This is a genomic window from Methylobacterium sp. Leaf125 (assembly GCF_001423085.1).
GTDB lineage: Bacteria > Pseudomonadota > Alphaproteobacteria > Rhizobiales > Beijerinckiaceae > Methylobacterium.
Map to the genome: position 1 here is coordinate 34,778 of NZ_LMNU01000002.1, position 23,711 is coordinate 58,488.

At 71.5% G+C, this 23,711-nt stretch carries 19 protein-coding genes; 11 read left to right on the plus strand and 8 right to left on the minus strand.

Going from position 1 to position 23,711, the window contains the following annotated elements; all coding sequences use genetic code 11:
* Positions 1 to 573: 573 nt before the first annotated feature.
* Positions 574 to 4,170, plus strand: a complete 3,597-nt coding sequence (mfd, locus tag ASF58_RS06060) for a transcription-repair coupling factor (RefSeq protein ID WP_055949002.1) — start codon at positions 574 to 576, stop codon at positions 4,168 to 4,170.
* Between the two features lie 155 nt (positions 4,171 to 4,325).
* Here the strand turns inward: mfd and ASF58_RS06065 are convergent, their stop codons facing one another.
* Together ASF58_RS06065 and ASF58_RS06070 are read right to left on the minus strand one after the other, a co-directional pair.
* Positions 4,326 to 4,670 carry a hypothetical protein gene (locus ASF58_RS06065; RefSeq protein ID WP_055949215.1) on the minus strand — a complete coding sequence of 115 codons (345 nt, stop codon included), beginning with the start codon at positions 4,668 to 4,670 and terminating at the stop codon, positions 4,326 to 4,328.
* Positions 4,671 to 4,977: 307 nt separating this feature from the next.
* The gene (locus ASF58_RS06070; protein ID WP_348271569.1) at positions 4,978 to 6,378 is read right to left on the minus strand and encodes a class I adenylate-forming enzyme family protein; all 1,401 of its coding nucleotides are present in this window, start codon (positions 6,376 to 6,378) and stop codon (positions 4,978 to 4,980) included.
* Between the two features lie 460 nt (positions 6,379 to 6,838).
* Between ASF58_RS06070 and ASF58_RS06075 the strand changes: the two genes are divergently transcribed.
* Entirely contained in the window at positions 6,839 to 7,633 is a 795-nt protein-coding gene (locus tag ASF58_RS06075; RefSeq protein WP_055949005.1) for an invasion associated locus B family protein, read from the plus strand.
* 122 nt (positions 7,634 to 7,755) lie between these two features.
* On the opposite strand, the gene hspQ is transcribed toward ASF58_RS06075, so the two are convergent.
* Both hspQ and ASF58_RS06085 read right to left on the minus strand, forming a co-directional pair.
* Positions 7,756 to 8,082 carry a heat shock protein HspQ gene (gene hspQ / locus ASF58_RS06080; protein WP_244472571.1) on the minus strand — a complete coding sequence of 109 codons (327 nt, stop codon included), beginning with the start codon at positions 8,080 to 8,082 and terminating at the stop codon, positions 7,756 to 7,758.
* 107 nt (positions 8,083 to 8,189) lie between these two features.
* Complete coding sequence (locus tag ASF58_RS06085) at positions 8,190 to 9,242, minus strand: CoA ester lyase (protein WP_055949013.1); 1,053 nt, start codon at positions 9,240 to 9,242, stop codon at positions 8,190 to 8,192.
* Between the two features lie 227 nt (positions 9,243 to 9,469).
* Between ASF58_RS06085 and ASF58_RS06090 the strand changes: the two genes are divergently transcribed.
* Positions 9,470 to 10,744, plus strand: coding sequence for a patatin-like phospholipase family protein (locus ASF58_RS06090; RefSeq protein ID WP_055949016.1), 1,275 nt, complete (start codon positions 9,470 to 9,472; stop codon positions 10,742 to 10,744).
* Here the strand turns inward: ASF58_RS06090 and ASF58_RS06095 are convergent, their stop codons facing one another.
* Positions 10,745 to 11,956, minus strand: a complete 1,212-nt coding sequence (locus ASF58_RS06095) for an FAD-dependent monooxygenase (protein ID WP_055949018.1) — start codon at positions 11,954 to 11,956, stop codon at positions 10,745 to 10,747.
* Positions 11,957 to 12,142: 186 nt separating this feature from the next.
* Between ASF58_RS06095 and ASF58_RS06100 the strand changes: the two genes are divergently transcribed.
* The gene (locus ASF58_RS06100; RefSeq protein WP_055949021.1) at positions 12,143 to 13,534 is read left to right on the plus strand and encodes a GntP family permease; all 1,392 of its coding nucleotides are present in this window, start codon (positions 12,143 to 12,145) and stop codon (positions 13,532 to 13,534) included.
* 3 nt (positions 13,535 to 13,537) lie between these two features.
* Here ASF58_RS06100 and ASF58_RS06105 read toward each other — a convergent pair whose 3' ends face one another.
* Complete coding sequence (locus ASF58_RS06105; RefSeq protein WP_181017298.1) at positions 13,538 to 13,816, minus strand: hypothetical protein; 279 nt, start codon at positions 13,814 to 13,816, stop codon at positions 13,538 to 13,540.
* 341 nt (positions 13,817 to 14,157) lie between these two features.
* On the opposite strand from ASF58_RS06105, the gene ASF58_RS06110 reads away from it, so the two are divergent.
* Entirely contained in the window at positions 14,158 to 15,132 is a 975-nt protein-coding gene (locus ASF58_RS06110; protein ID WP_055949025.1) for a quinone oxidoreductase, read from the plus strand.
* 28 nt (positions 15,133 to 15,160) lie between these two features.
* Complete coding sequence (locus ASF58_RS06115; protein ID WP_055949028.1) at positions 15,161 to 15,793, plus strand: nicotinamidase; 633 nt, start codon at positions 15,161 to 15,163, stop codon at positions 15,791 to 15,793.
* A 353-nt stretch (positions 15,794 to 16,146) separates the two neighbouring features.
* On the opposite strand, the gene rimO is transcribed toward ASF58_RS06115, so the two are convergent.
* Positions 16,147 to 17,502: a 30S ribosomal protein S12 methylthiotransferase RimO gene (gene rimO / locus ASF58_RS06120; RefSeq protein WP_055949031.1), complete on the minus strand. Its 1,356-nt coding sequence runs from the start codon at positions 17,500 to 17,502 to the stop codon at positions 16,147 to 16,149.
* 269 nt (positions 17,503 to 17,771) lie between these two features.
* Here rimO and pabB point away from each other — a divergent pair, with 269 nt between their 5' ends.
* The 4 genes from pabB to ASF58_RS06140 are packed head-to-tail and all read left to right on the plus strand — an operon-like array spanning position 17,772 to position 21,081.
* Complete coding sequence (pabB, locus tag ASF58_RS06125) at positions 17,772 to 19,229, plus strand: aminodeoxychorismate synthase component I (RefSeq protein WP_055949034.1); 1,458 nt, start codon at positions 17,772 to 17,774, stop codon at positions 19,227 to 19,229.
* Positions 19,226 to 19,846, plus strand: coding sequence for an aminodeoxychorismate/anthranilate synthase component II (locus ASF58_RS06130; protein WP_055949037.1), 621 nt, complete (start codon positions 19,226 to 19,228; stop codon positions 19,844 to 19,846). Before pabB ends, ASF58_RS06130 begins: the two co-directional genes overlap by 4 nt.
* Positions 19,833 to 20,666, plus strand: coding sequence for an aminotransferase class IV (locus ASF58_RS06135; protein ID WP_055949040.1), 834 nt, complete (start codon positions 19,833 to 19,835; stop codon positions 20,664 to 20,666). The genes ASF58_RS06130 and ASF58_RS06135 overlap by 14 nt, the downstream gene beginning before the upstream one ends.
* 13 nt (positions 20,667 to 20,679) lie before the next feature.
* Entirely contained in the window at positions 20,680 to 21,081 is a 402-nt protein-coding gene (locus tag ASF58_RS06140; RefSeq protein ID WP_055949043.1) for a DoxX family protein, read from the plus strand.
* A 49-nt stretch (positions 21,082 to 21,130) separates the two neighbouring features.
* Here ASF58_RS06140 and mazG read toward each other — a convergent pair whose 3' ends face one another.
* Positions 21,131 to 21,940 (minus strand): nucleoside triphosphate pyrophosphohydrolase, encoded by an 810-nt coding sequence (gene mazG, locus ASF58_RS06145; protein WP_280137529.1) that lies wholly within the window; start codon positions 21,938 to 21,940, stop codon positions 21,131 to 21,133.
* A gap of 613 nt (positions 21,941 to 22,553) precedes the next feature.
* Between mazG and ASF58_RS06150 the strand changes: the two genes are divergently transcribed.
* On the plus strand, positions 22,554 to 23,651 hold the full coding sequence (locus tag ASF58_RS06150) for a replication protein RepA (RefSeq protein ID WP_055949223.1): 1,098 nt from the start codon (positions 22,554 to 22,556) through the stop codon (positions 23,649 to 23,651).
* Positions 23,652 to 23,711: the final 60 nt, after the last annotated feature.

Genomic DNA, 23,711 nt, shown 5'->3' on the forward strand with positions numbered 1-23,711 from the left:
GGGGTCTCCCCAGAACCCGCCGAACTTAGCGCCAGCGCGAGACCCGTCGGAGACACCGCGACGCCAACGGCCCCGGCGGCGACGCCGGCGCTCAGGGACGCCGGGGAACCGGCACATCATGAAGCGCAACACAGGGTTCCGCGGCGTCCCGCGTCCCCGTTCCGCGCCTCGAACCTGGGGGGCGTCGTCCCTGCGGCGACGCGTCCGACTTGGGCCATGCCCCCGGCGCGGAACCGCGCGCGGGGGTGAAGCCGCGTGGGAAGAAGGACTGGGACGAGGGGGGGCACCCGCTCCCGCAGAGGGGGGCCTGGGGGAGGGGGAGCCTGGGGGGAGCCTGCGCGCTCGGCCGCTGCGCTGGATCAACGCGGTGGGGTGCGTTAACGCCGGTACGGGGGCGCCCGGGTCTGGTAAGGACCGGGCCCGCGGTTACATACGGTCCGGGCCCGCGCGTCCCTCGCGCCCCGGCAGCCCTGACCCGTCCGGCGCGGTGGCCGGCGCGGTCCTTCAGACGAACGAAGCCGGACGAACCGTCAGGGTCCGACCGGCGCAGCACGAGTGCAAAACCCCGACCCGATGGCCAAACCCCAACCCGCCAAGCCCCAAGCCAAAGCCCCCGCGCCCCAGACGGCGCGCTTCGCGCTGCCGAAATCCGGTGCCCTCGCCCGGGCCCTGGAGGCGCTGAAGCGCGGCGACAGCCCGACGCTCGCCAACGTGCCGGAGGGGTTCGACGCGGTGGTCGTGGCGGACCTCGCCCGGGCGCTCAGCCGCGACGTCGAGGGGCCGGCGGTGCTGGTGCATGTCGCCCGCGATTCCGGGCGCTCGGCCGCCTTCGTCGGCGCCCTGAAGTTCGTCGCCCCCGAGATCGAGACGCTGAGCGTGCCGGCCTGGGACTGCCAGCCCTACGACCGGGTCTCGCCCAACGGCGCCATCGCGGCCCAGCGCATGACGGCCCTGTCGCGGCTCGCCCGCTCGCGCTCCTCCGAGGAACAGCCCCGCATCCTCTGCACCACGGTCAACGCGCTGATCCAGAGGGTGCCGCCCCGAGAGAAGATCGCGACCGAGACCTTCTCGGCGGCGATCGGCAACGTGGTGCCGATGGACACCGTGACGGCCTGGGTCGAGGCCAACGGGTTCCTGCGCACGGGGACGGTGCGGGACACGGGCGAGTACGCGGTCCGCGGCGGCATCCTCGACCTGTCGCCGCCGGGGCTGCCCAACCCGATCCGCCTCGACTTCTTCGGCGACACCCTGGAATCGATCCGCGCCTTCGACCCCGAGACCCAGCGCACCATCGGGCAGCTGCGCTCCCTCGACCTCGTGCCGATGAGCGAGGTCCAGCTCACCACCGAGACCATCCGGCGCTTCCGCCAGGGCTACGTCTCGAATTTCGGGGCCGCCACCCGCGACGACCGGCTCTACGAGACGATCAGCGAGGGCCGGCGCTATGCCGGCCTCGAGCACTGGATGCCGCTGTTCTACGACCACCTCGACACGCTGTTCGACTACGTGGCCGGCGTGCCGATGGTGTTCGACGCCCAGGTGGACGAGGCGGCGGGCGAGCGCCTGACCCTGATCCGCGACTATTACGACGCCCGCGCCGAGGCGATGAAGGCGCCGTCCCCCGGAGTCGCGCCCTACAAGCCCCTGAAGCCCTCCGCCCTCTACCTCACCCCCAACGAGTGGCGCGACCGGGTCGCGGCGGCCTCCGTCGCCCGGCTCTCGCCGTTCTCGATGCCGGAGAGCCCGGACCGGGCGACCATCGACTGCGAGGGCCGCCAGGGCCGCAGCTTCGCCGTCGAGCGCGCCGACGAGGCCGCCAGCGTGTTCGACGCGGCGGTCGCCCACGTGAAGGACCTGCAGGGATCCGGTCATCACGTGATCCTGGGCTCCTGGTCCGACGGCTCGCGCGACCGGCTCTGCTCGGTGCTGGCCGATCACGGCCTGAAGAAGCCCGTGGCGATCAACACCCTCGCGGCGGTGAACGCCCTGAAGCGCGGCACCGACATCGCCGTCGCGGTCTGGGGCCTGGAATCCGGTTTCGTCGTCGACCGCCTCGCGGTGATCTCGGAGGGCGACATCCTCGGCGACCGGCTGGTGCGCCAGAAGCGCAAGGCCAAGCGCCCGCAGGACATCATCCTGGAGGTGCAGGCCCTCCAGCCCGGCGACCTCGTGGTCCATGCCGACCACGGCATCGGCCGCTTCGTCGGCCTCAAGACCGTGACGGCCGCGGGGGCGCCGCACGATTGCCTGGAGATCCAGTATGCCGGCGGCCTGCTGCTGCTGCCGGTGGAGAACATCGAGCTCCTGACGCGCTACGGCTCGGAGGATGCCGAGGTGGCCCTCGACCGCCTCGGCGGCGGCGCCTGGCAGGCCCGCAAGGCCAAGATGAAGAAGCGCATCCTGGAGATGGCCGGCCAGCTCATCCGGATCGCGGCCGAGCGCTTCGTGCGGCAGGCCCCGCGCCTGCACGCGCCGGAGGGGCTCTACGACGAGTTCGCCGCCCGCTTCGCCTTCAACGAGACCGAGGACCAGGCCAACGCCATCGACGCGGTGCTCACCGACCTCAATGCCGGCCGGCCGATGGACCGCCTCGTCTGCGGCGATGTCGGCTTCGGCAAGACCGAGGTGGCGCTCCGCGCCGCCTTCGCGGGGGCGCTCGGCGGCAAGCAGGTGGCGGTGGTGGTGCCCACCACGCTCTTGGCGCGCCAGCACTACCGGACCTTCGCCGAGCGCTTCAAGGGCTTGCCCGTCGAGGTCGCCCAGATGTCGCGCTTCGTCTCCACCACGGAGATGAAGCGGGTGCGCGACGGCCTCGTCGCCGGCACCGTCGACATCGTGGTCGGCACCCACGCCCTGCTGGCCAAGAACGTCGCCTTCAAGGATCTCGGCCTCATCATCGTCGACGAGGAGCAGCATTTCGGCGTGGCCCACAAGGAGCGCCTCAAGGCCCTCCAGGCCGACGTGCACGTGCTCACCCTGTCGGCGACGCCGATCCCCCGCACCCTGCAGCTCGCCATGACGGGGGTGCGCGAGCTCTCGATCATCGCGACGCCGCCGGTGGACCGCCTGGCCGTGCGCACCTTCGTGACGCCGTTCGACCCGCTGCTGATCCGCGAGGCCCTGCTGCGCGAGCGCTACCGCGGCGGCCAGTCGTTCTACGTGGTGCCGCGCATCGAGGACCTCGCCGAGGTCAAGCGCTTCCTCGACCAGGAGATGCCCGAGACCAAGGTGGCGGTGGCCCACGGCCAGATGGCCGCGGGCCAGCTCGAGGACGTGATGACGGCCTTCTACGAGGGCAAGTTCGACGTGCTGCTCTCCACCACCATCGTCGAATCCGGCCTCGACATCCCCACCGCCAACACGCTCATCGTGCACCGGGCCGACATGTTCGGCCTCGCCCAGCTCTACCAGCTGCGCGGCCGCGTCGGGCGCGCCAAGGCCCGGGCCTACGCCCTGTTCACGACGCCGGCCAACCGCACCCTCACGGTCCAGGCGGAGAAGCGCCTGCAGGTGCTCCAGACCCTCGATACGCTCGGCGCCGGCTTCCAGCTCGCCTCCCACGACCTCGACATCCGCGGCGCCGGCAACCTGCTCGGCGACGCCCAGTCCGGCCACATCAAGGAGGTCGGCTACGAGCTCTACCAGCAGATGCTGGAGGACGCGGTCACGGCCCTGAAGGCCGGCATCGACGAGCCGGTGGAGGAGGCTTGGTCGCCCACCATCGCGCTCGGCGCGCCGGTGACGATCCCGGAGGACTACGTCGAGGACCTCACCGTCCGCCTCGGCCTCTACCGCCGGCTCTCGACCCTGGAGAACGACGCCGAGATGGAGAGCTTCGGCGCCGAGCTCATCGACCGCTTCGGCTCGCTGCCGCCGGAGGTGGAGCAGCTCCTCAAGATCGTCACTATCAAGATCCTGTGCCGCGACACCAACGTGGAGAAGGTCGAGGCCGGCCCGAAGGGCGTCGTCGTCCACTTCCGCGACAAGGCCTTCGCCAACCCGCAGGGGCTCGTGGCCTACGTCGCCGAGCAGGCCTCCTTCGCCAAGGTGCGGCCGGACATGAGCATCGTCTTCATCCGCGAGCTCGACACGATCCCGGAGCGCCTGAAGGTGACGACGACGATCCTGCGCAGCCTGTCCACGATCGCCCGGCGCAAGAAGGCGGCGTAGCCGGGGGGAAGCAGGCGGCGTAGCCCGGGGAAAGCAGGCGGCGTAGCCGGGGGGAAGCAGACGGCGTGAGGGCCGGAACGCGAAAAGGGCGCGCCGCCGGCACGCCCTTTTCGCAAGGAAGACAACAGGTCGGGACGGTCTCTTCGACCGCCCCCTCAGAGGTCCGGGTGGTTCAGCACATAGGGGCCGATCTGGCTCTGCAGGTCGATGCAGGCGCCGGACCGGCGGCCCATCGTCTCGTCGACGACGATCACCGGGATGCCGGCCTGGCGCATCTGCTCGCGCAGGCGCTCGGAGAGCTGGGCATAGGCCGGATCGCGCCGGGACGAGGCCTGGAGCAGGATGGCGGCCGGGCGCGCGATGACCGCGAGCACGTCGTGCGCCGCCTCGAGCGAGGCGGTGACGCTGGCGTAGCCGAGCTCGGCGAGCTCGGCGGCGAGCGAATGATCGATGGCGCGATGACCATCGTCGACAACGAGAACTTGTTGCAGCGCACCCATGAGCATCAGTGCTAGCCCATCCTTTGTCCCTTGGAAAGAGACCCGTGTGACAACACACGTGAGGGCGGTTGGTTCGCCGGCCACGTTCCGGACGTGACCCTGCCGCCGACTCCCTGAGCGGCGGATGAACCGAACCGATGCGGCGCATCATTCGGTGGGGCTGGCACGCGCGGCCCGCGACCCAACCCGTTCCGGTGAATCGGCAATCCGGCTTTCGGCAGTGCACTCGCGGCGTGGCGGCGGGAGCGGCGGCCGATCGCCGGCGGGCCTCCCGCTCCCCCGGCCAGCCAGCCGGAAGCCGGGCGGTTCAGGCGCGCCGGATGGCGAGGGTGCGGTCGTCCTCGACGCCGGCGGCGAAGGGCGAGGGCGCCCAGGCGTCGACCGTCTCGGGGATCAGGATATCGCGCTGCAGCGGCTCGGCGTGGCAGGCCCGGCCCCGGAAGGCGAGGTGGCCGTCCGGGTCCCGCCGCAGGGCCATGAGGGTCGAGAACAGGTGCGCGCGCTCGGGGTGGGTCAGCGCCAGGGCGACGTCGTTGGCCTCCCGGGCACCGGCCAGGAGGGCGGTCTCGTCGAAGGCGACCACGTCGATGACCGGGCGATGAGCCTCGGAGGCCAGGGTCCGCGGACCGAGGCGCCCCGGGGCGCGATGCGCGAGGACGATGGCCTCCAGCGTCCGCGGCAGGCGGCTGGCGGCGAGGTTTCGCTCCAGCGCCGCCGGTACGACGAGGCGGGTCGGCAGCGGCCGGCCGAGGGCGTCGGCAAAGCTGCGGGCCTCGAACACCGGGAGCGTCTCGAGGCCGGCACCCGCCACGAGGGCCGCCCCGAGGCCGGTCACGAGGCCGCGCAGGTCGCTCTGCGGCACCAGGCTGAGGATGCGGTCCCCGGGCTGGACCCGCGCGGTGACGAGGTAGACGGCGATGGCCGCCAGCAGGGCATCGCCGCTGCGGTGGACCGGATGGGCGGGATCGCCCGCGGTGAAGCTGATGAGGCCGCCGGGCCCGGGGACGAAGGGGCCGCCCGCATGGTCGAGGGCCATGGCGTCGAGGCTGATCACGCCGTCCGGAACGTCCGGGCCGAAGGCGGCGAGGTAGCGCAGCCCGAAATACCGGACCGCGACCCGGCACAGGCGCTCGGCCAGGGCGAGGGGGCCGAACCGGGTCTGGGTGATGACCGCCGGGAGGGCGGCCTGCTGCACGGCGGCGAGGAGCCCCTCCTCGTCGAGGCTCAGCGGCAGCAGGCACGGGATGTGGCCGGCAGCCTCCACGGCCAGGTAGGCGAGAAAGCTCTCGGAGCTGCCCGGGAGGGCGATGCCGATGCGGCTGCCGGGGGCCAGGCGCCAACTGCGCAGGCCGTTGGCGAGGCGGGCGACGATCTCGGCCGCCGCCGCGTAGGTCCAGGTGATGGCGGGCCGCCCGCTCCAGAGGGGCTTGTGCGGCGGATCGACGAAGGCGACGCGCTGGGGATGGGCATGGGCCGTCCCCGCCAGAAGGGTGCAGAGGCGCTGCGCCCGGGGCGGAACCCGCACGCTGTCGGGCCCCTCGCCCGCAGGACTCCCCGGCGCGGCCCCGGACCCGACCAGGGCCGGACGGCCGGGTCCGGGCAGGGGCCCGCCGGCCACGCGGCGGCTGGCCTGGGATAGGGGAATTCCCGCCCGGACCGAGTCCAGGAGATGGGAGGCTTGGAACTGGGCTGCTTGCTGCGCCGGCACGTACGCTGACTCCCGCGACCCACCGTTCATGAAGGTTTAGGGTTAAGCCCGCCTTAACCCCGGCGCCGCCGCGGCCCGCCGGCCACGGCCGTGGTGTCATGTCTTCGCCGCATTCGGGGGGAAAGCAGGCCGCCCTGTCGTCGGGACGGGACTGCGCCATCGATGGTGCGGTCCGCGGGTTGCCGCGCGGTGGCGGAGGGTCTCATCCGCTGCGCCGCTGCGATCCCGGTCCAGTCGTGGTCTCGGCCCAGGGGGATGTCGGCTTCGAAGCGATCTCGGTCGAAAGGTGCCTGTCCGGCGGGCCTGGTGCGATGAATGCGCCGGGCCAGGGCCGAACGGACGTCCGAACGCCCGAAGCGCCCTTGAAGTCCGAACCGTTCGATGCGAATCCGCGCCCCAGCTTCGAGGCGCATCCCGCGAGCCGAATCCGTTACGCCGTCATCTTAAGGGGTCAGAGCTGATGTTCTTCGCCAACCGTCCCGCGCGCCCGCTGCGCGTCGCCGCGTTCCTCGCCCTGGCGGGCCTTACCGGAGTGACGGGGGTTGCCGGACCGGCTCTCGCGCAGGGAGGCAAGGGCAAGGCCGTGCCGGCCCCGACCGCCCCCGCGCCGACGGCCCCCCCGGCTGCCGCTCCCACCGGCGCGGCCCAGACGGGCCCGCAGATCGTCAACGTGAAATCCGATCCGGCCCAGACGGAATGGACCAAGGTCTGCGGCAAGGACCAGGCCAGCGGCACCGACGTCTGCTACACCACCCGTGACTTCGTCTCCGATCAGGGCCAGCCCGTGCTCGCGGTCGCCGTCTACGAGATGAAGAATGCCGCTCAGAAGCAGGAAGTGCGGGTGATCCGCTACCTGCTGCCCCTCGGCCTGCTGCTGCAGCCGGGCATCCGCTTCACCATCGACGGCCAGCAGGGCACCGCCGGCAAGTTCGCCGTGTGCTTCCCCAACGGCTGCTTCGCCGAGGCCGGCAATGTCGGCCCCGAGCTCGTCACCGCGATGAAGAAGGGCACCACCCTCAACGTCAGCGTCCAGAACCAGACCCAGCGCGAGGTCACCTTCGCGGTGCCGATCACCGGCTTCGGCAAGGCCTTCGACGGCCCCGCCATCGATCCGAAGGTGCTGGAGGAGCAGCAGAAGAAGCTGCAGGCCGAGCTGGAGAAGCGCAGCGAGGACATGCGCAAGAAGCTCGAGCAGCAGAACGCCAACGGCGCGGCTCCGGCCGCCGGTGCGCCGGCCCCCGCGCCGAAGCCCTGAGATCGCGACTCCCGCCGGCCGCTCGTGCGGCCGGCCTTCCGACGCAATGAGGCCGGGCGCGATGCCCGGCCTCATTGCGTTTCACGGGCCTGTCTCCCGGCGCCGATCGGCCCGGTGGGGTCTCAGTTGGCGTGGGCAGCCCCGCGCATCCGGTAGCTGCCATCGGCGCCGCGCTCGAACACCTCGGCGATCCCGGTATGCCGGAGGGCCTCCCCGGAGGTGTCGGTCACGAGGTTCTGCTCGGACACGTAGGCCACGTATTCGCTCTCCGCATTCTCGGCGAGCAGATGGTAGAACGGCTGGTCCTTGCGTGGCCGGACCTCCTCGGGAATCGCCAGCCACCATTCCTCGGTGTTGTCGAACACCGGATCGATGTCGAAGACGATGCCGCGGAAGGGATAGATGCGGTGGCGCACGACGGCACCGAGGCCGAACTTGGCGGTTCTCATCACGGAATCAGCAGTGATCGTATCGGTCATGCGACGGAAAATAAGCGGCTCCGGGCCACTTGTCATCGGCGGAGCACCGCCGATGACGAAGGGGAGGCGAAAAACGCTCAGGCGAGACCGTAGGTCTTGGCGAGTTCCGGATCCTTCTCGGCCACGAGCTTGGCGAGATCGACGATGACCTTGGCCTGCTTCCAGGTGGCATCGTCCTGCATCTTGCCGTCGAGCATCACCGCGCCGGTGCCGTCGGGCATCGCCTCGACGATCCGCACCGCGAAGGCGACCTCCGCCGGGTCGGGGGCGAAGACCCGCTTGGCGATGGCGACCTGATTCGGGTGCAGGGTCCAGGCCCCGGCGCACCCCATCAGGAAGGCGTTGCGGAACTGAGCCTCGCAGGCCTCTCCGTCGGAGAAGTCGCCGAAGGGGCCGTAGAAGGCCTTGAGACCGTTGGCCATGCAGGCATCGACCATCTTGGCGATGGTGTAGTGCCAGAGGTCCTGCTGGGCGGAGGCTCGGGCGGCTCCGTCCTGGGTCGGATCGGCAACGACCCGGTAATCCGGATGGCCGCCGCCGACCCGGGTGGTCTTCATGCCGCGGGAGGCCGCGAGGTCGGCGGGTCCGAGGCTCATGCCGTGCATGCGGGGCGAGGCGGAGGCGATGGCATCGACGTTGGCGACCCCCTCGGCGGTCTCCAGGATGGCGTGGACGAGGATCGGCTTGGTCACGCCGTGCCGGGCCTCGAGCTGAGCCAGCAACTGGTCGATGTAGTGGATGTCCCACGGCCCCTCGACCTTGGGCACCATCACGACGTCGAGCTTGTTCCCGACCTGGGAGACGATCTCGAACAGGTCGTCGAGAATCCAGGGCGAGTTCAGGGCGTTGATCCGGGTCCAGAGGCCGGTGCCGGAGGCGGCGAAATCGGTGGCCTGGGCCATGGCCACGAAGCCCTTGCGGGCGGCCTCCTTCTGATCGATCGGCACCGCGTCCTCGAGGTTGCCCAGAACCACGTCGACGGTGGCGGCGAGCTCCGGCACGCGGGCCCGGACCTTGTCGTTGTGGGGCGGAACGAAGTGGATCATCCGCTCCAGCTTGACGGGAAGCTCGCGGAAGGGCGCCGGTGCGCCGGTGGCGAGCGGCTGGAAGAAGCGGCGTGGCAGTTTCATGAGGGTTTCTGGCTCCCAGGAGTTTCTTTGTGTGAGATGCGTTTTTGTGTGTGAGATCGGCGTCCCGAACCAGCGGTTAGGGCAAGGTTGACCCTACCGTAAAGGTGCGCGGGCGCACGCACGCCGTTTGCCGTGCCGTCGCTGCGGGACAGGCGGTGGAACGCGCGTCTCCGGCTCACGTTCTCACGATCGAGGGGGGCACCTCACGGACTACGAAGGACGGACCCATGTCCGGATCATCGACCCGGCGGACCGGCTTCCGCCATCCGGTGCTACTCGGGGCAGCCCTGATCGGGCTCAGCCTTCCGCAGACCGCGTTCGCCGCCGAGCGTACCAGGCCGGCCGCCGAGAAGCAGGTTTCGGCGGAGACGCCATCCGGGCGCGTGGCCTTCACGGCCGCGGAGGCCGCGACGGCGCGGCCGGACGGCCTGGCCGCAGGACTCCGCATTCCCGGCGACGATGCCGCCGCCTTCCGTACCCTCCTCGACGGGGCCTCGGCCGCCAGGCAGCCCTGGCTCGTTCTCTCGGGTGGAGGCGAGAACGGCGCCTACGCGGCCGGCCTGCTCAACGGCTGGAGCGAGGCCGGGACCCGGCCGGATTTCGGCGTCATCACGGGCGTGAGCACCGGCGCGATGATCGCACCCTTCGCCTTCATCGGCGCCGCCGGCGACGCGGCCCTGCGCCAGAACTACACCGAGATCTCCGCCGCGGACGTGTTCGAGTTCGGCGGCACGAACGAGGCCCTCACCGATACCTGGCCCCTCAAGCGCAGGATCGACCGGGCGGTGACCCCGGCCCTGCTGAAGGCGGTGGCCGCGGAGCACGCCAAGGGCCGCCGGCTCCTGGTGGCGACCACGGCGGTGGATGGCGAGCGGCCGGTCCTGTGGGACATGGGCGCCATCGCGCAGACCGGGGGCCCGAAGGCGCTGGCGCTGTTCCGGTCGGTGATCCTGGCCTCCTCGGCCGTGCCCGGCGTGTTCCCGCCGGTGATGATCGACGCGGTGGCGGGCGACGGCAGGCACTTCCAGGAGATGCACGACGACGGCGGCACCACCGCGCCGTACTACCTCGCTCCGGAATCGATGCTCCTGGCGAAGGATCCGGCGCCCCTGCCGACGCCTCGGGTCTACCTCGTCGTCAACAACAGCCTGGCGCCCGACTTTCAGATGGCGTCGCGCACCACCTTGAGCGTGCTCGGCCGCTCGATGTCGGCGGCGATCAAGGCGCAGACCCGGGCCGCGCTCGCCCTCAGCCAGGGCTTTGCCCGGCGCACCGGCCTCGACCTTCAGGTCGCCCAGATCGACGGGCGCTTCGGGAAAACCTCTGCTGCGCCGTTCGATCAGGCGTATATGAAGGCCCTGTTCGCCCACGGCGTCGCCCTGGGCAAGGCTGGCACCGCCTTCCAGGACGGCGCGACGGACCCGGCGGCGGAGATCGCCACCGGCTCGGTCGACCGCAGGGCGGCGCAGGAGAAGCCGGTCCGGAGCGTGGCCGGGCGCTGATCAGCGCATCAGGCTCGGGGCGCCGAGGCGGGGCAGCACGCCCTCGCGCATGACGACGCGACGCAACGGGCCGATCGTCGTCATGGCGAGGAGACCGAGGCCGCGCAGGGCGTCCACCGGCAGGAGGTCGGCGAGCAGGCTGCGGTTGAGCGCATCGACCGCGGTCGACCGCAAGCGCGCGTCGAGGTCGCGCCCGCGGGCGAAGCCGGCCAGCGCCGCGCGCGAACCCGGGTCGCGCCCATCGGACACCGCGCGCATCACCGCATCCCGCAGGGACGCGGCGTCGCGCAGGCCGAGGTTCAATCCTTGCGCGCCGATGGGCGGGAAGACATGGGCGGCCTCGCCGATCAGGGCGAGGCGGGCCGCGACCGGGCTCGGCACCGACAGGCCCCGCATCGGCACGAGGCCGCGCGGCCCGTCGACGCGCATCGCCCCCAGCATCGCCTGGGCCTGGTGCTCGACCGCCCGGGCCAGGGCCGCGTCGTCGAGAGCGGCCAAGCGCTTGGCCGGGCTCTCGCCCATCACCCAGACGAGGCTGGAGCGGAGCCCGCCGGGCAGGGGCACCAGGGTGAACGGCCCCTGCCGGGTGTGGAACTCGGTGGAGACGTCGCGGTGGGGCCGCGTGTGGGCGAGAATCGTCGTGATGGCGCTCTGCGGGTAGGACCAGGTGCGGGGCAGGATGCCGGCGGCCTCGCGCAGCTTCGAGCGGGCGCCGTCCGCCCCGGCCACGAGCCGGGCCGACAGGGTGGCCCCTCCGGCCAGCGTGATCGTGGCGGCGTCGGCGCCGGCCGCGAAACCCGCGGCATCCTCTTCGAACAGGGTCAGGTGGGCCGCCGCCCGGGCCTCGGCGCGCAGGCCCTCGACGAGGCGGGCGCTCTCGACGTTCCAGCCGAAGGCGTCGAGGCCGATCTCGGTGGCGACGAAGCGGGCCGGGGGCGGGCGGAACAGGCTGCCGGTGTCGTCGACGATGTGGAGTTCGGCCAGGGGGCTCGCCTCGGGCGCGATCGCGGCCCAGACCCCGAGGGCACCGAGGAAGCGCACCGAGCCGTCGAGGAGCGCCACCGTGCGCCCGTCGGCCACGGGGGCGTGCCGGCCCACCAGGGCGGTGTCGACGCCTTCGCGGGCGAGCGCCAGGGCGAGACTCAGGCCCGCCGCGCCGGCACCGACCACGGCGACTGCGAAGGTCTCGGATTTCGGAGGAAGTGTCGCCACGGGCTCGCGGTCTCCTGAACGGCCTCGGGCCCGTCGCCTGTGCAGGCCGACGCGCCCCCGTAAAACCTAACGCTAACAGGGGCGTGTCACCCCGTCGGTCAAGGCCGCGATGGTGCCGCAGGGGCGAGGCTTGTAGCATCCGGTGCAAGGCCGTGGACATCGGCCGCCCGGAGGACGCCCGTTCCCATGAGCCTGTTCATCGCGCTGCTGGCGCTCGGATTCCTGATGTTCGTCGCCTATCGCGGCTTCAGCGTCATCCTGTTCGCGCCGGTGGCGGCCCTGCTGGCAGTGCTGCTCACCGATCCCGCGGCGGTGCTGCCGGTCTTCTCCGGCCTGTTCATGGAGAAGATGGTCGGCTTCGTGAAGCTGTACTTCCCGGTGTTCCTGCTCGGCGCGGTGTTCGGCAAGGTCATCGAGATGTCGGGCTTTTCCCGCTCCATCGTGACCGCCGTGATCGAGCTGGTGGGCGCCCGGCGGGCGGTGCTCTCCATCGTGCTGGTGTGCAACCTGCTCACCTACGGGGGCGTCTCGCTCTTCGTGGTGGTGTTCGCGGTCTATCCCTTCGCGGCAGAGGCCTTCCGCCTCAGCGACATCCCCAAGCGCCTGATCCCCGGCACCATCGCGCTCGGCGCCTTCTCCTACACGATGGACGCGCTGCCCGGCACGCCGCAGATCCAGAACATCATCCCCACCACCTTCTTCGGCACCAACACCTGGGCCGCCCCCTGGCTCGGGCTGATCGGCGCGGCCTTCATCCTGGTCGCCGGCGTCGCCTATCTCGACCGGCGCATCGCCTCGGCCAAGCGCCGGGGCGAGGGCTACGGCACCGGCCACAGCAACGAGCCGCAGGTGATGGACGCGGCCGCCCGCGCCCACCCGGCCATCGCCCTCCTGCCGCTGATCGTGGTCGGCCTGTCGAACCTCGCCTTCACGGCCGCGATCCCGCGCCTCTACGGCGCCAAGGCCGAGACGGTGCTGGCCGGCCTCGACAAGCCCATCGTCACCGCGGTCTCCTCCGTGACCGCGATCTGGGCCGTGGAGCTGGCCCTGCTCGCCGGCATCCTCACGGTGCTGGTCTTCGCCTGGCGCCCCGTCTCCCAGGGCTTCGCCGAGGGCAGCCGCGCCGCGGTGGCGGGCTCGCTGCTGGCGGCGATGAACACCGCCTCCGAATACGGCTTTGGCGCGGTCATCGCGGCCCTTCCGGGCTTCCTCGTCATCCGCGACGCCCTCTCGGCGATCCCGAACCCCCTGGTCAACGAGGCCGTGACCGTGACGGCGCTGGCGGGCATCACCGGGTCGGCCTCCGGCGGCATGAGCATCGCGCTGGCGGCCATGTCCTCCACCTTCATCGCGGCGGCGCAGGCCGCCAACATCCCCATGGAGGTGCTGCACCGGGTCGCCGCCATGGCGAGCGGCGGCATGGACACCCTGCCGCACAACGGCGCGGTCATCACCCTGCTGTCGGTGACGGGCCTGACCCACCGGCAGGCCTATGCCGACGTCTTCGCCATCACGCTCCTGAAGACCGTGGCGGTGTTCCTGGTGATCGGTGTCTACTACCTCACCGGCATCGTGTGAGCCTCAACCCGCCGCGCCCGAACCGGCGTCGCCTCCGGTTCCCCCAGGCCCGGAGGATCGCTCCGATCCGGCGCGCACCGGGGTCTCCTCCGGCGCCACGAGCCGCAGGGTGAGCTGGGTGAAGGGCCGGATGTCCCAGGCCGGGCCGGCATGGAACATCATCACCACGGGCCGGCGCGCCAGGACCCGGAACTCCGGCAGCCCCGCATCCGGGCGCAGGATCGTGCCCGGCTGGACCGCGGGGTCGTAGCCGGCGGGCCGGATCCACACGATCTCATCCATCCGCCGATCCGCCCTCATAGTCGTGTCGCCCCGGCCGGACCGAGTCGGCGCTCTCCGGGTCCAAGCCCCGGCAGCGCGACGCGGACCGGATCATTAACCTGCGTTAATCACGGGGCCGCCGCGGACGCAATCCGGTCGCCCCCGCCGCCCGGAGGCGCCAGCCCCGTGCGCGGGCACACATGGGTCCGCGGGGGTGGCACATGGGCCAGCAGGGGAGGGATGCGAGCCTTGCGCCATTGCCGGCGGGCCGGGACCGTCTATGTCGCAGTCATCGCGGCCGGTGGCGTCGCATCCGTCCCGCCGAAGATCCGCACTGAAGACCCACACTGAGGAACGACACGATGCCGAAGGCGATCCAGGTTCACGCGTACGGCGGCCCCGAGGTGATGCGCTACGAGGACGTGGCGCTGCCGGCTCCGGGCCCCGGCCAGATCCACGTCCGCCAGACCGCCATCGGGGTGAACTTCATCGACATCTATTTTCGCTCGGGCGCCTACAAGGCACCCCAGCTGCCCTTCATCCCCGGCAAGGAGGGCGCCGGCGTGATCGTGGCCCTGGGCGAGGGCGTCACCGACTTCCGGGTCGGCGAGCGGGTCGCCTACGGCTCGGCCGCGAGCACCTACGCGGAGGAGGTGGTGATCGAGGCGAGCGCCGCCGTGCACCTCGCCGACGACGTCGACGATAAGACCGCCGCCGCGATGATGCTCAAGGGCCTCACTGCCGAGTACCTGCTGCACCGGACCTACGCGGTGAAGCCGGGCGACACCATCCTGTTTCACGCCGCTGCCGGCGGCGTCGGCCTCATCGCCTGCCAGTGGGCCAAGCATCTCGGCGCCACGGTGATCGGCACCGTCGGCTCGGCGGAGAAGGCGGAGCTCGCCCGCGCCAACGGCTGCGACCACGTCATCCTCTACCGCGACGAGGATTTTTCGGCCCGCGTCCGGGAGATCACGGGCGGCAAGGGCGTGCCGGTGGTCTATGACGGTGTCGGCAAGGATACCTTCCCGGCCTCCCTCGACTGCATCAGCCCGCTGGGCCTGTTCGTCAGCTTCGGCTCGGCCTCCGGTCCGGTGGACGATTTCAGCCTGGCGCTGCTGGGCCAGAAGGGCTCGCTCTACGCCACCCGCCCCTCGCTCTTCGCCCATGCGAGCAAGCGGGAGACCCTCGATGCCATGGCCAAGAACCTGTTCTCGGTGGTGGCGAGCGGGGCGGTGAAGATCCCGGTCCACAGCACGGCCAAGCTCGCCGACGTGCAGCAGGTCCACCGGGATCTCGCCGCCCGCAAGACCACCGGCGCCACGGTGATGATCCCGTGATCCGGCTTTCCCGGGATCGGAGGATCGCGTGACTCCGGAAGCCCGGGACGTCCTCCTCGTCATCGACGTGCAGGTGGACTTCCTGCCCGGGGGGACGCTCGCCGTGCCCAAGGGCGACGCCGTGGTCGGGCCGGTGAACCGCCTCCTCGGCCTGTTCCCGCACGCGGTGCTGACGCAGGACTGGCACCCGCCGGGGCACGTCTCGTTCGCGAGCAGCCATCCCGGCCGGGCGCCCTTCGACACCGTAGCGCTGGCCTATGGCCCGCAGATGCTGTGGCCGGAGCATTGCGTGCAGGGCAGCGCCGGGGCCGCCCTCGCCCCCGGCCTCGCGGCGGACCGCGCCGAGCTGGTGATCCGCAAGGGCCACCATCCAGGGGTCGACAGCTACTCGGCCTTCCTGGAGGCGGACCGCCGCACGCCCACGGGGCTGGCCGGCTACCTGCGCGAGCGCGGCTTCACGCGGGTGGTCCTGTGCGGCCTCGCCACGGATCATTGCGTGGCCTGGAGCGCCCGCGATGCGCGGGCGGCCGGTCTCGAGGCCCTGGTGGTCGCGGACGCCGTGCGGGGCATCGACCGGGACGGCTCGGTGGAAAGGGCCTGGGGCGACATGGCGGCGGCCGGAGTCGGGCGGATCATGAGCGGGGCGATCGGGGGCGGGTAGGCTTACGAGCCCGTCTCTCGGCCGTGCTGCCCTGTCCGAACAAGACGCGCTGCCCTCTCCCTTGCGACAGGGCAGCGCCGCCGAACTGCGCTTCGGAAACGCGCTCGCAGCATCCGGTCATCCTCGGGACCGCGCAGCGGAGCCCGGGATCCAGAAACCCAGGTGATGCGAGGCCTCGCACCGTCAGCGACCCCGGATTCCAGGCTCGCCCTCGGCGTCCCGGAATGACGGCGCGCCACCCGAGGCGATAGACCTGCCCTCGGGGGAGAGGTGGCTCCGCTAGCCTCAATCGGCCGAGGGGCACACGACCACCCTACCGCCTCCTCACGACGGGGAGAGAGACGCGTCGCGGTCTACACCGCGCTGCCATAGAGATCGTACGCGTCCGCGCGCTCGATCTTCACCGTGACGATGTCGCCCACCCGCAGGGGTCGGCGCGCCGTGATGTGAACGTTCCCGTCGATCTCGGGGGCATCGTATTTCGAGCGGCCCTTGGCGACGGTGCCATCGGCCGCGTCGATGATCACGGGCAGGCGCTTGCCGATGCGGGCCTTCTGCAGGCGGGCGGAGACGCCCTGCTGGGCTTCCATGAAGCGACGCTTGCGCTCGGCCTTGACCTCCGGGGGAACGAGGTCGCCGAGGCCGTTGGCCACGGCGCCGGCCACCGGCTCGAACTCGAAGCAGCCGACGCGCTCGAGCTTGGCCTCCCGGATCCAGGCGAGCAGCTCCTCGAACTCGGCCTCGGTCTCGCCGGGGAAGCCGACGATGAAGGTCGAGCGGATGGCAAGGTCCGGGCAGATCTCGCGCCAGCGCCGGATGCGCTCCAGCTGGCGCTCCTGGTTGCCGGGCCGGCGCATGCGCTTCAGCACCGAGGGGCTCGCGTGCTGGAGCGGCATGTCGAGGTAGGGGAGGATCTTGCCCTCCGCCATCAGGGGGATGACCTCGTCCACGTGCGGGTAGGGGTAGACGTAGTGCATCCGCACCCAGGCCCCGAGCTCGCCGAGTTCGGCGGCGAGGTCGTAGAACTTCGCCCGGACCTCGCGGTCGCGCCAGGGGCTCGTGGCGTAGCGGATGTCGACGCCGTAGGCGGATGTGTCCTGCGAGACCACGAGGAGTTCCTTGACGCCGGCCTTCACCAGCTTCTCGGCCTCGCGCAGCACGTCGCCCGCCGGGCGGCTGACCAGGTCGCCGCGCAGGGACGGGATGATGCAGAAGGTGCAGCGGTTGTTGCAGCCCTCGGAAATCTTCAGGTAGGCGTAGTGGCGCGGGGTGAGCTTCACCCCCTGCGGCGGCACCAGGTCGAGGAACGGGTCATGGGCCGGGGGCACCGCCTCGTGCACCGCCGCCACCACCGATTCGTAGGCCTGGGGGCCGGTGACCGCGAGCAGGTTCGGGTATTTCTCGCGAATCTCGTCGGGCTGGGCGCCCATGCAGCCGGTCACGATGACCCGGCCGTTCTCCGCCATGGCCTCGCCGATGGCCGAGAGCGACTCGGCCTTGGCCGAATCGAGGAAGCCGCAGGTGTTGACGATGACGACGTCCGCGCCGTCATGCCGCCGGGCGAGCTCGTAGCCCTCGGCGCGCAGGTGCGTGAGGATGCGCTCGGAATCCACCAGCGCCTTGGGGCAGCCGAGGGAGACGAACGAGATCTTCGGGGCGCTCTTCGGCGCCGCCTCGGCGGGGGTCGATGACAGGGGGGATGCGGTCATGGATGCTCGTCGGGTCGGCACGGCTGCTGGAACCGGACCGGCCGTGGAATCGGGGAAGGGCGGGACAAAGAGGTTGACAGCCCTATAACGGGATTCGCTCCGTCACGCGAGCCGCACAGGGTCGAGCCATGCGCGGATCGCGCTTTTGCCACGGCATCGCGCATGCCACCTGTGCATGATACCGCAGGCCGGGACGGATGCGTCGGCCCCCGATGCTTCGGCACACCGGGATCGTCGGTCCGTCGCCGCCCTGAAAGCTTCGAGTCGTCATGTGGATTGCTGACATCCCGTTCGTCGAGCCCATCGCGGCGGCCGAGGCCCTGGCCGCCCTGCCGGGACTCGCCTTCCTCGACAGCGCCATGCACCACGACACCCTGGGGCGGACCTCGACCCTGGCGGCGGACCCGTTCGGGCGCTTCCGGTTCCGCGATGGCCAAGCCACCCTGGATGGACGCCCCGTCCCGGGCTCCGGCCTGGAGGCGCTGCGCGCCTGCCTCGCTCCCTACCGCACGGCGCGGGACCCCGACGGCCCCGCCTTCGCGGGCGGCGCCATCGGCTACTTCGCCTACGACCTCGGCGCGACGCTGGAGCGGGTGGCCCCCCCGGCCCGGCGGACGGGCCTCTGCGACGACATCGCCTTCAACCTCTACGACACGGTGCTGAGCCTCGACCACGGCACCGGGCGCTGCCGCCTGATCGCCACGGGCTTTCCCGAGACCGATCCGGCGGCGCGCGAGGCCCGGGCCCGGGCCCGGCTGGCCCAGTTCGCCGCATACCTGGCCGAGGCGCGGCCGAGCCCCGAGCCGGCGGCGCAGGGACCGCTCGCCTGGCGCTCGAACTTCACCCGCGCCGGCTACGAGGCGGCGGTGGAGCGGGTGCGCGACTACATCCGCGCCGGCGACATCTACCAGGCCAACATCGCCCAGCGCTTCGAGGCCGACCTGCCGGAGGGCTTCGACCCGTTCGGGCTCTACCGGCGCCTGCGCGCCACCAACCCGGCGACCTTCGGCGCCTATCTCGCCTTCGAGGACCTGCGCGTCGCCTCCAGCAGCCCGGAGCGCTTCCTCAAGCTCAGCGGGCGGGCGATCGAGACCCGGCCGATCAAGGGCACGGTGCGGCGCGTGGCCGACCCGGCCGCCGACGCGCGCTTGGGCGAGGCGCTGCAGGCCAACGCCAAGGAGCGGGCCGAGAACATCATGATCGTCGATCTCCTGCGCAACGACCTCTCGCGCATCTGCGAGCCGCACAGCGTGCGGGTGCCGGTGCTGTGCGGCCTCGAATCCTACGCCTCGGTCCACCATCTCGTGTCGGTGGTTACCGGAACCCTGAAAGCGGACATGGACGCCCTCGACCTGATCGCCGCCACCTTCCCGGGCGGCTCGATCACCGGCGCGCCGAAGCTGCGCGCCATGGACATCATCACGGAGATCGAGGGCGACGCGCGCGAACTCTATTGCGGCGCCATCGGCGCCCTCGACTTCAGCGGCGACCTCGACACCGCGATCGCCATCCGCACCGTGTTCATGGACCGGAACCGGGCCGTGCTGCAGGCGGGGGGCGGCGTCACCCTGCTGTCCGAGCCGGGCCCCGAATACGAGGAGACCCTGACCAAGGCCGCCCGGGTGTTCCAGGCCTTCGAACCCGAAGCCTTGGCAGCCGAGCCCGAGGCCTTGGCAGCTGAAACCGAGGTCTTGGCAGCCGAGCCCGGGGCTGGGAGGGCGCCGTGATCCTCGTCATCGACAACTACGACAGCTTCGTCTTCAACGTGGTGCGCTACTTCGAGGAGCTGGGCGAGACCGTGCGGGTGGCGCGCAACGACGCCCTCGACGTCGCCGGCATCCGCGCCCTGGAGCCCGAGGCGATCGTGATCTCGCCCGGTCCCTGCACCCCGGCGGAGGCCGGCATCTCGCTCCCCGCCATCCGGGAGCTCTCCGGCGCGGTGCCGCTGCTCGGCGTCTGCCTCGGCCACCAGGCCATCGGCGCGGCCTTCGGCGGCCGGGTCGCGCGGGCCGGGCGCCCGCTGCACGGGCAGGCCACGCCGATCCGCCACGACGGGGCCGGGCTCTTCGCCGGCCTGCCCGACCCGATGCAGGTCGGTCGCTACCACTCGCTCATCGTGGCGCCCGAACCCGGCATGGCCGACCGCCTCAGCGTCGACGCGGTCTCCCCCGAGGGAGAGGTGATGGCCCTGTCGCACCGGAGCCACCCGACCTGGGGCGTGCAGTTCCACCCGGAATCGGTGCTCACCGAGAACGGTCACGCCGTCTTCGCCAACTTCCTGCGCCTCGCCCGCGACTGGCGCGCCGACCATGCCCTGCCGGCCCAGACCGATGCTGTGGTTTGACGGCGGCCTCACCGAGGGGCCGGTGCCCTTCGACCTCGCCGACCGGGGCCTGACCCTCGGGGACGGGGTGTTCGACACCGCGCTGGCCCGGCGCGGCCGCATCGTGTTCGAGGCTGCGCATGTCGACCGCCTCGCCGCCGCCACCGCGGCGCTGGGCTTTCCCGTGGCGCCCGAGCGCATCGCGGACGCCATGCGGGCGCTCGCGGCGCGCGCCGGCGGGGCCCATCCCCTGGCGGCGATCCGCACCACCGTGACCCGGGGCTCCGGCCCGCGCGGGCTCAGCCCCCCGGCCGAGCCGCGGCCGGTGCTGTGGGCGAGCGCGGCCCCGGTGGGACCGGCCCTCGCCTTCGCGCCCCTCACCCTCCACCCCACCGAGATCCGTCGCAACGAGACCTCGCCGGCCGCGCAGCTGAAGACGCTGGGCTACCTCGACGCGGTGCTGGCCGTCGGCGCGGCCCGGGCCGCGGGCTTCGACGAGGCCCTGTTCCGGAACACGCGGGGGCACGTCGCCTGCGCCGGCACGGCCAACCTGTTCGCGGTGATCGACGGCGGCCTCGTCACCCCGCCCCTGTCGGACGGCGTGCTGCCGGGCATCCTGCGCGCCGAGGTTCTCTCGGGATGTGCCCCGCGCCTCGGCGTGTCCGTCGCCGAACGCAGCTTCGGCCTCGACGCGCTGCGGCGCGCCGAGGCGGTGTTCGTGACCAATTCCCTGCGGGGTCTCGCCCCCGTGACGGCGATCGGCGAGACCCCCTTCGCGAGCGCCGACAACCCCGTGGTGGCAGCCCTCGTGGCCGACCTGCGCGACGCATTCGCTCCATGACGGCACTCGAGTCATGACGGCGCCGCGCGTCTGGTGGCGCCTGCCCCTGATGGCGGCCTACGGCTTCATCGGCGTGGTCCACCTCGCCGCCCCCGACGCCTTCCTGCCGATCATGCCGGACTGGGTGCCGGAGCCCCGCCTCGTGGTGATCGTCACCGGCCTGTGCGAGCTCGCCGGGGTGCTCGGCCTCGCCTGGGGTCCGACCCGGCGCTGGGCCGGGATCGGCCTGGCCCTCTACGCGGTCTGCGTCTTCCCGGCCAACCTCAAGCACGCGCTGGAGGGCATCGTCGTGCCGGGCCTGCCCGACAGCTGGTGGTACCACGGCCCCCGACTGGCGTTTCAGCCGGTCTTCGTCTGGTGGGCCCTCTATGCCGGCGGGGTCATCGACTGGCCGTTCCGCCGACGCCCGGCCTGAGCTCCCGGGGCGAGCGCTCGAGTGTGCCCAGCCGGGGGCACCGCCGGGGTCAGCCCTTCTCCGCCACCTTGACCGCCGCCCAGGCCGCCTCCATCGCGTCGAGGTCGCTGTCGGCGAGTCCGCGCCCCTGCGCCGCCAGGGCTGCCACCATGGCGTTGAAGCGGCGCTCGAACTTCCTATTCCCTTCTCGTAAGGAATATTCCGGATCGACTCCGAGGTGGCGGGCGAGGTTGGCCACCGAGAACAAGAGGTCGCCGAGTTCCTCCGCCACCGCCGCCCGGGTGCCGTGGGCCATGGCGTCGGCGACCTCGTCGATCTCCTCGCGCACCTTCAGCACCACCTGCGCCGGATCGGTCCAGTCGAATCCGTAGCTGGCGGCCCGGGCCGAAAGCTTCTCCGCCCGCGTCAGGGCGGGCAGCGGCAGGGGAATGCCCGCCAGCGGTCCCGGCTCTCGCGAGGGCTTGACCCGGCGCTCCTCGGCCTTGATCGCCGCCCATTGGACGGCCACGGCCTCGGGGTCGCGCCGGGGGGAGCCAGCGGGCAGCAGGGAGCCGTCCGGTGCGAAGACGTGCGGGTGGCGCCGGACCATCTTCTCCATCACGGCCCGGACCACGTCCGGGAAGGCGAACAGCCCGGATTCCTCCGCGATTCGGGCATGGAAGACTACCTGGAGTAGGAGGTCGCCGAGCTCGTCGCGCAGATCCTCCGCGTCGCCGCGGGCGATGGCGTCGGCCACCTCGTAGGCCTCCTCCACCGTGTAGGGCGCGATGCTGGCGAAATCCTGGGCCACGTCCCAGGCGCAGCCGGTCTCCGGGTCGCGCAGCTGTGCCATCAGCGCCAGCAAATCCTCGATCCTCACGCCAATCCTCCCATCCGACCGCGATCCGCTTGCCTTAGCGGATTGCGGGTCAACCCGTGAGGCTGGGGATGGAGGCGGGAGAGGCGGTGGCTTGCTTTGGAAAATTCCCATGAAAAAGCCTTGGCCGGGGGTGTGTTCGTTCTTCCGAACGACACCCGGACCCTTAGGAAAGGTATCAGTAAGAGATTCTCAGAGAGTCATTTCTGAGAGTTATATGGGGGCGCCAAAACCCCTGCTTTCCCCGTGGCTTGACGGGTGTTCGCGCATCGAACTCTGCGCAGCTGCGTATGGAACTCTGCGCAGATCCGTATCGGACTCTGCGTGCGCAAACCCGGGCGGTGCATGGGATTCTGCGTAACTGCGTATCGGGTTCGGCGTGGATCCGGGACGGGAGCGGTGAACTCTGGGGATTGTGCCGAATCCGGCCCCGTATCGAACTCTGCGTCGGGGCGCTGCGGCCGGATCCCGCGTGCAGGCCCGCGAGCCTTTGTCCCGTCCCGGCCGGTGGATAGCCGGGATGACGTCCACCTTCCGCCTCGGTCGCCGAGACTCCCGGGCGGGGAATCGGGCATGGTCGCCGGGTGGCGTGGTTCGGGGTCGATCGGGGCAGGGTCTGTTGGGGATCGAGGACACATTGGCGGGCATCCGCGACGCGGACCTCCTGGCCGAGGTCGAGGCGGCCCGCGGCAGCTTCCTGTTCGCCACCATCGCGGAGACCATCCTGCACCGGCAGCGGGCCCGGGACGCGGAGGCCGCCGCCCGCGGTGCCGTGGTCGACCGGCGCCAGGCCATGGGCCGCGACCAGCGGCGCCGGGACGCCATCCGCGAGGTCATCGAGACCGAGCCCACGGGCCCGGAGAACCTCCAGCACATCCACTCGGTGCTGGCGCTCTGCGGCCTCCCCTATCGCGACCCCGGCGACACGCGCGAGTTCTTCCGCGAATACGGCCGGAATTCCCTCAGCCTCCTGGCCGGGCGGCTGAAGAACCCCGCCACCGGCGAGATGGAGTTCCAGGGCCTGCCCTACGGCCCCAAGGCCCGCCTCGTCCTGCTGCACCTCTGCACCGAGGCCGTGCGCCAGCGCAGCCCCACCGTGGCGGTGGCCGACAGCCTGTCGGGCTTCATGAAGGAGATGGGCTTCGCCGTCACGGGCGGCGAGCGCGGCACCATCCGGCAGTTCAAGGAGCAACTGGCGCGGCTGGCCGCCTGCACCCTGCAGATCGGCCTCTGGGACGGGGCAGGCAGCGCCAGCACCCTCAACGTGCCGCCCTTCCGCCAACTCGACCTCTGGCTGCCGCAGGGCGCCGACGGGGTGGTCTGGCAGAAGAGCGTCCAGTTCCACCAGGATTTCTACGACAACCTGATCCAGCACGCCCTGCCGGTGGACATCCGCGCGGCCAAGGCCTTCTCGGGCTCGGCGCGCAAGCTCGACCTGCTGTTCTGGGTCGGCTACCGCCTGCGCGCCCTGCAGCGGCCCCTGCGGCTGACCTGGGACAACCTGCACAAGCAGTTCGGCGCCGACAATGCCAGCATCCGCAGTTTCCGGCAGGCCTTCAAGGCGGATCTCGTCCACCTGCAGGAGGTGTTCCCGAAGCTGCCCATCCGCCTCGACGACACCGGCATGCTGCTGCAGCCCGCCGACCCGAGCACCCTGCTGATCCCGCCGCGGGGTGCCAGGCCGCCGCGCAAGGCCACGCAGGCCGTGGCGTGACGGATATTCCCTCTATGGCCTAGGGAATATATCTTGCGGAGACGCTGGGCATAAGGAATA

Bases quoted from the DNA above. Each gene is read 5' to 3' on its own strand.
- ASF58_RS06140 (WP_055949043.1), top strand. From the start codon at position 20,680: ATGACGGCGCCGCGCGTCTGGTGGCGCCTGCCCCTGATGGCGGCCTAC.
- ASF58_RS06105 (WP_181017298.1), bottom strand. From the start codon at position 13,816: ATGGATGAGATCGTGTGGATCCGGCCCGCCGGCTACGACCCCGCGGTC.
- ASF58_RS06065 (WP_055949215.1), bottom strand. From the start codon at position 4,670: ATGGGTGCGCTGCAACAAGTTCTCGTTGTCGACGATGGTCATCGCGCC.
- ASF58_RS06135 (WP_055949040.1), top strand. From the start codon at position 19,833: ATGCTGTGGTTTGACGGCGGCCTCACCGAGGGGCCGGTGCCCTTCGAC.
- ASF58_RS06090 (WP_055949016.1), top strand. From the start codon at position 9,470: ATGTCCGGATCATCGACCCGGCGGACCGGCTTCCGCCATCCGGTGCTA.
- ASF58_RS06075 (WP_055949005.1), top strand. From the start codon at position 6,839: ATGTTCTTCGCCAACCGTCCCGCGCGCCCGCTGCGCGTCGCCGCGTTC.
- ASF58_RS06085 (WP_055949013.1), bottom strand. From the start codon at position 9,242: ATGAAACTGCCACGCCGCTTCTTCCAGCCGCTCGCCACCGGCGCACCG.
- ASF58_RS06110 (WP_055949025.1), top strand. From the start codon at position 14,158: ATGCCGAAGGCGATCCAGGTTCACGCGTACGGCGGCCCCGAGGTGATG.
- ASF58_RS06100 (WP_055949021.1), top strand. From the start codon at position 12,143: ATGAGCCTGTTCATCGCGCTGCTGGCGCTCGGATTCCTGATGTTCGTC.
- mfd (WP_055949002.1), top strand. From the start codon at position 574: ATGGCCAAACCCCAACCCGCCAAGCCCCAAGCCAAAGCCCCCGCGCCC.
- hspQ (WP_244472571.1), bottom strand. From the start codon at position 8,082: ATGAGAACCGCCAAGTTCGGCCTCGGTGCCGTCGTGCGCCACCGCATC.
- pabB (WP_055949034.1), top strand. From the start codon at position 17,772: ATGTGGATTGCTGACATCCCGTTCGTCGAGCCCATCGCGGCGGCCGAG.
- rimO (WP_055949031.1), bottom strand. From the start codon at position 17,502: ATGACCGCATCCCCCCTGTCATCGACCCCCGCCGAGGCGGCGCCGAAG.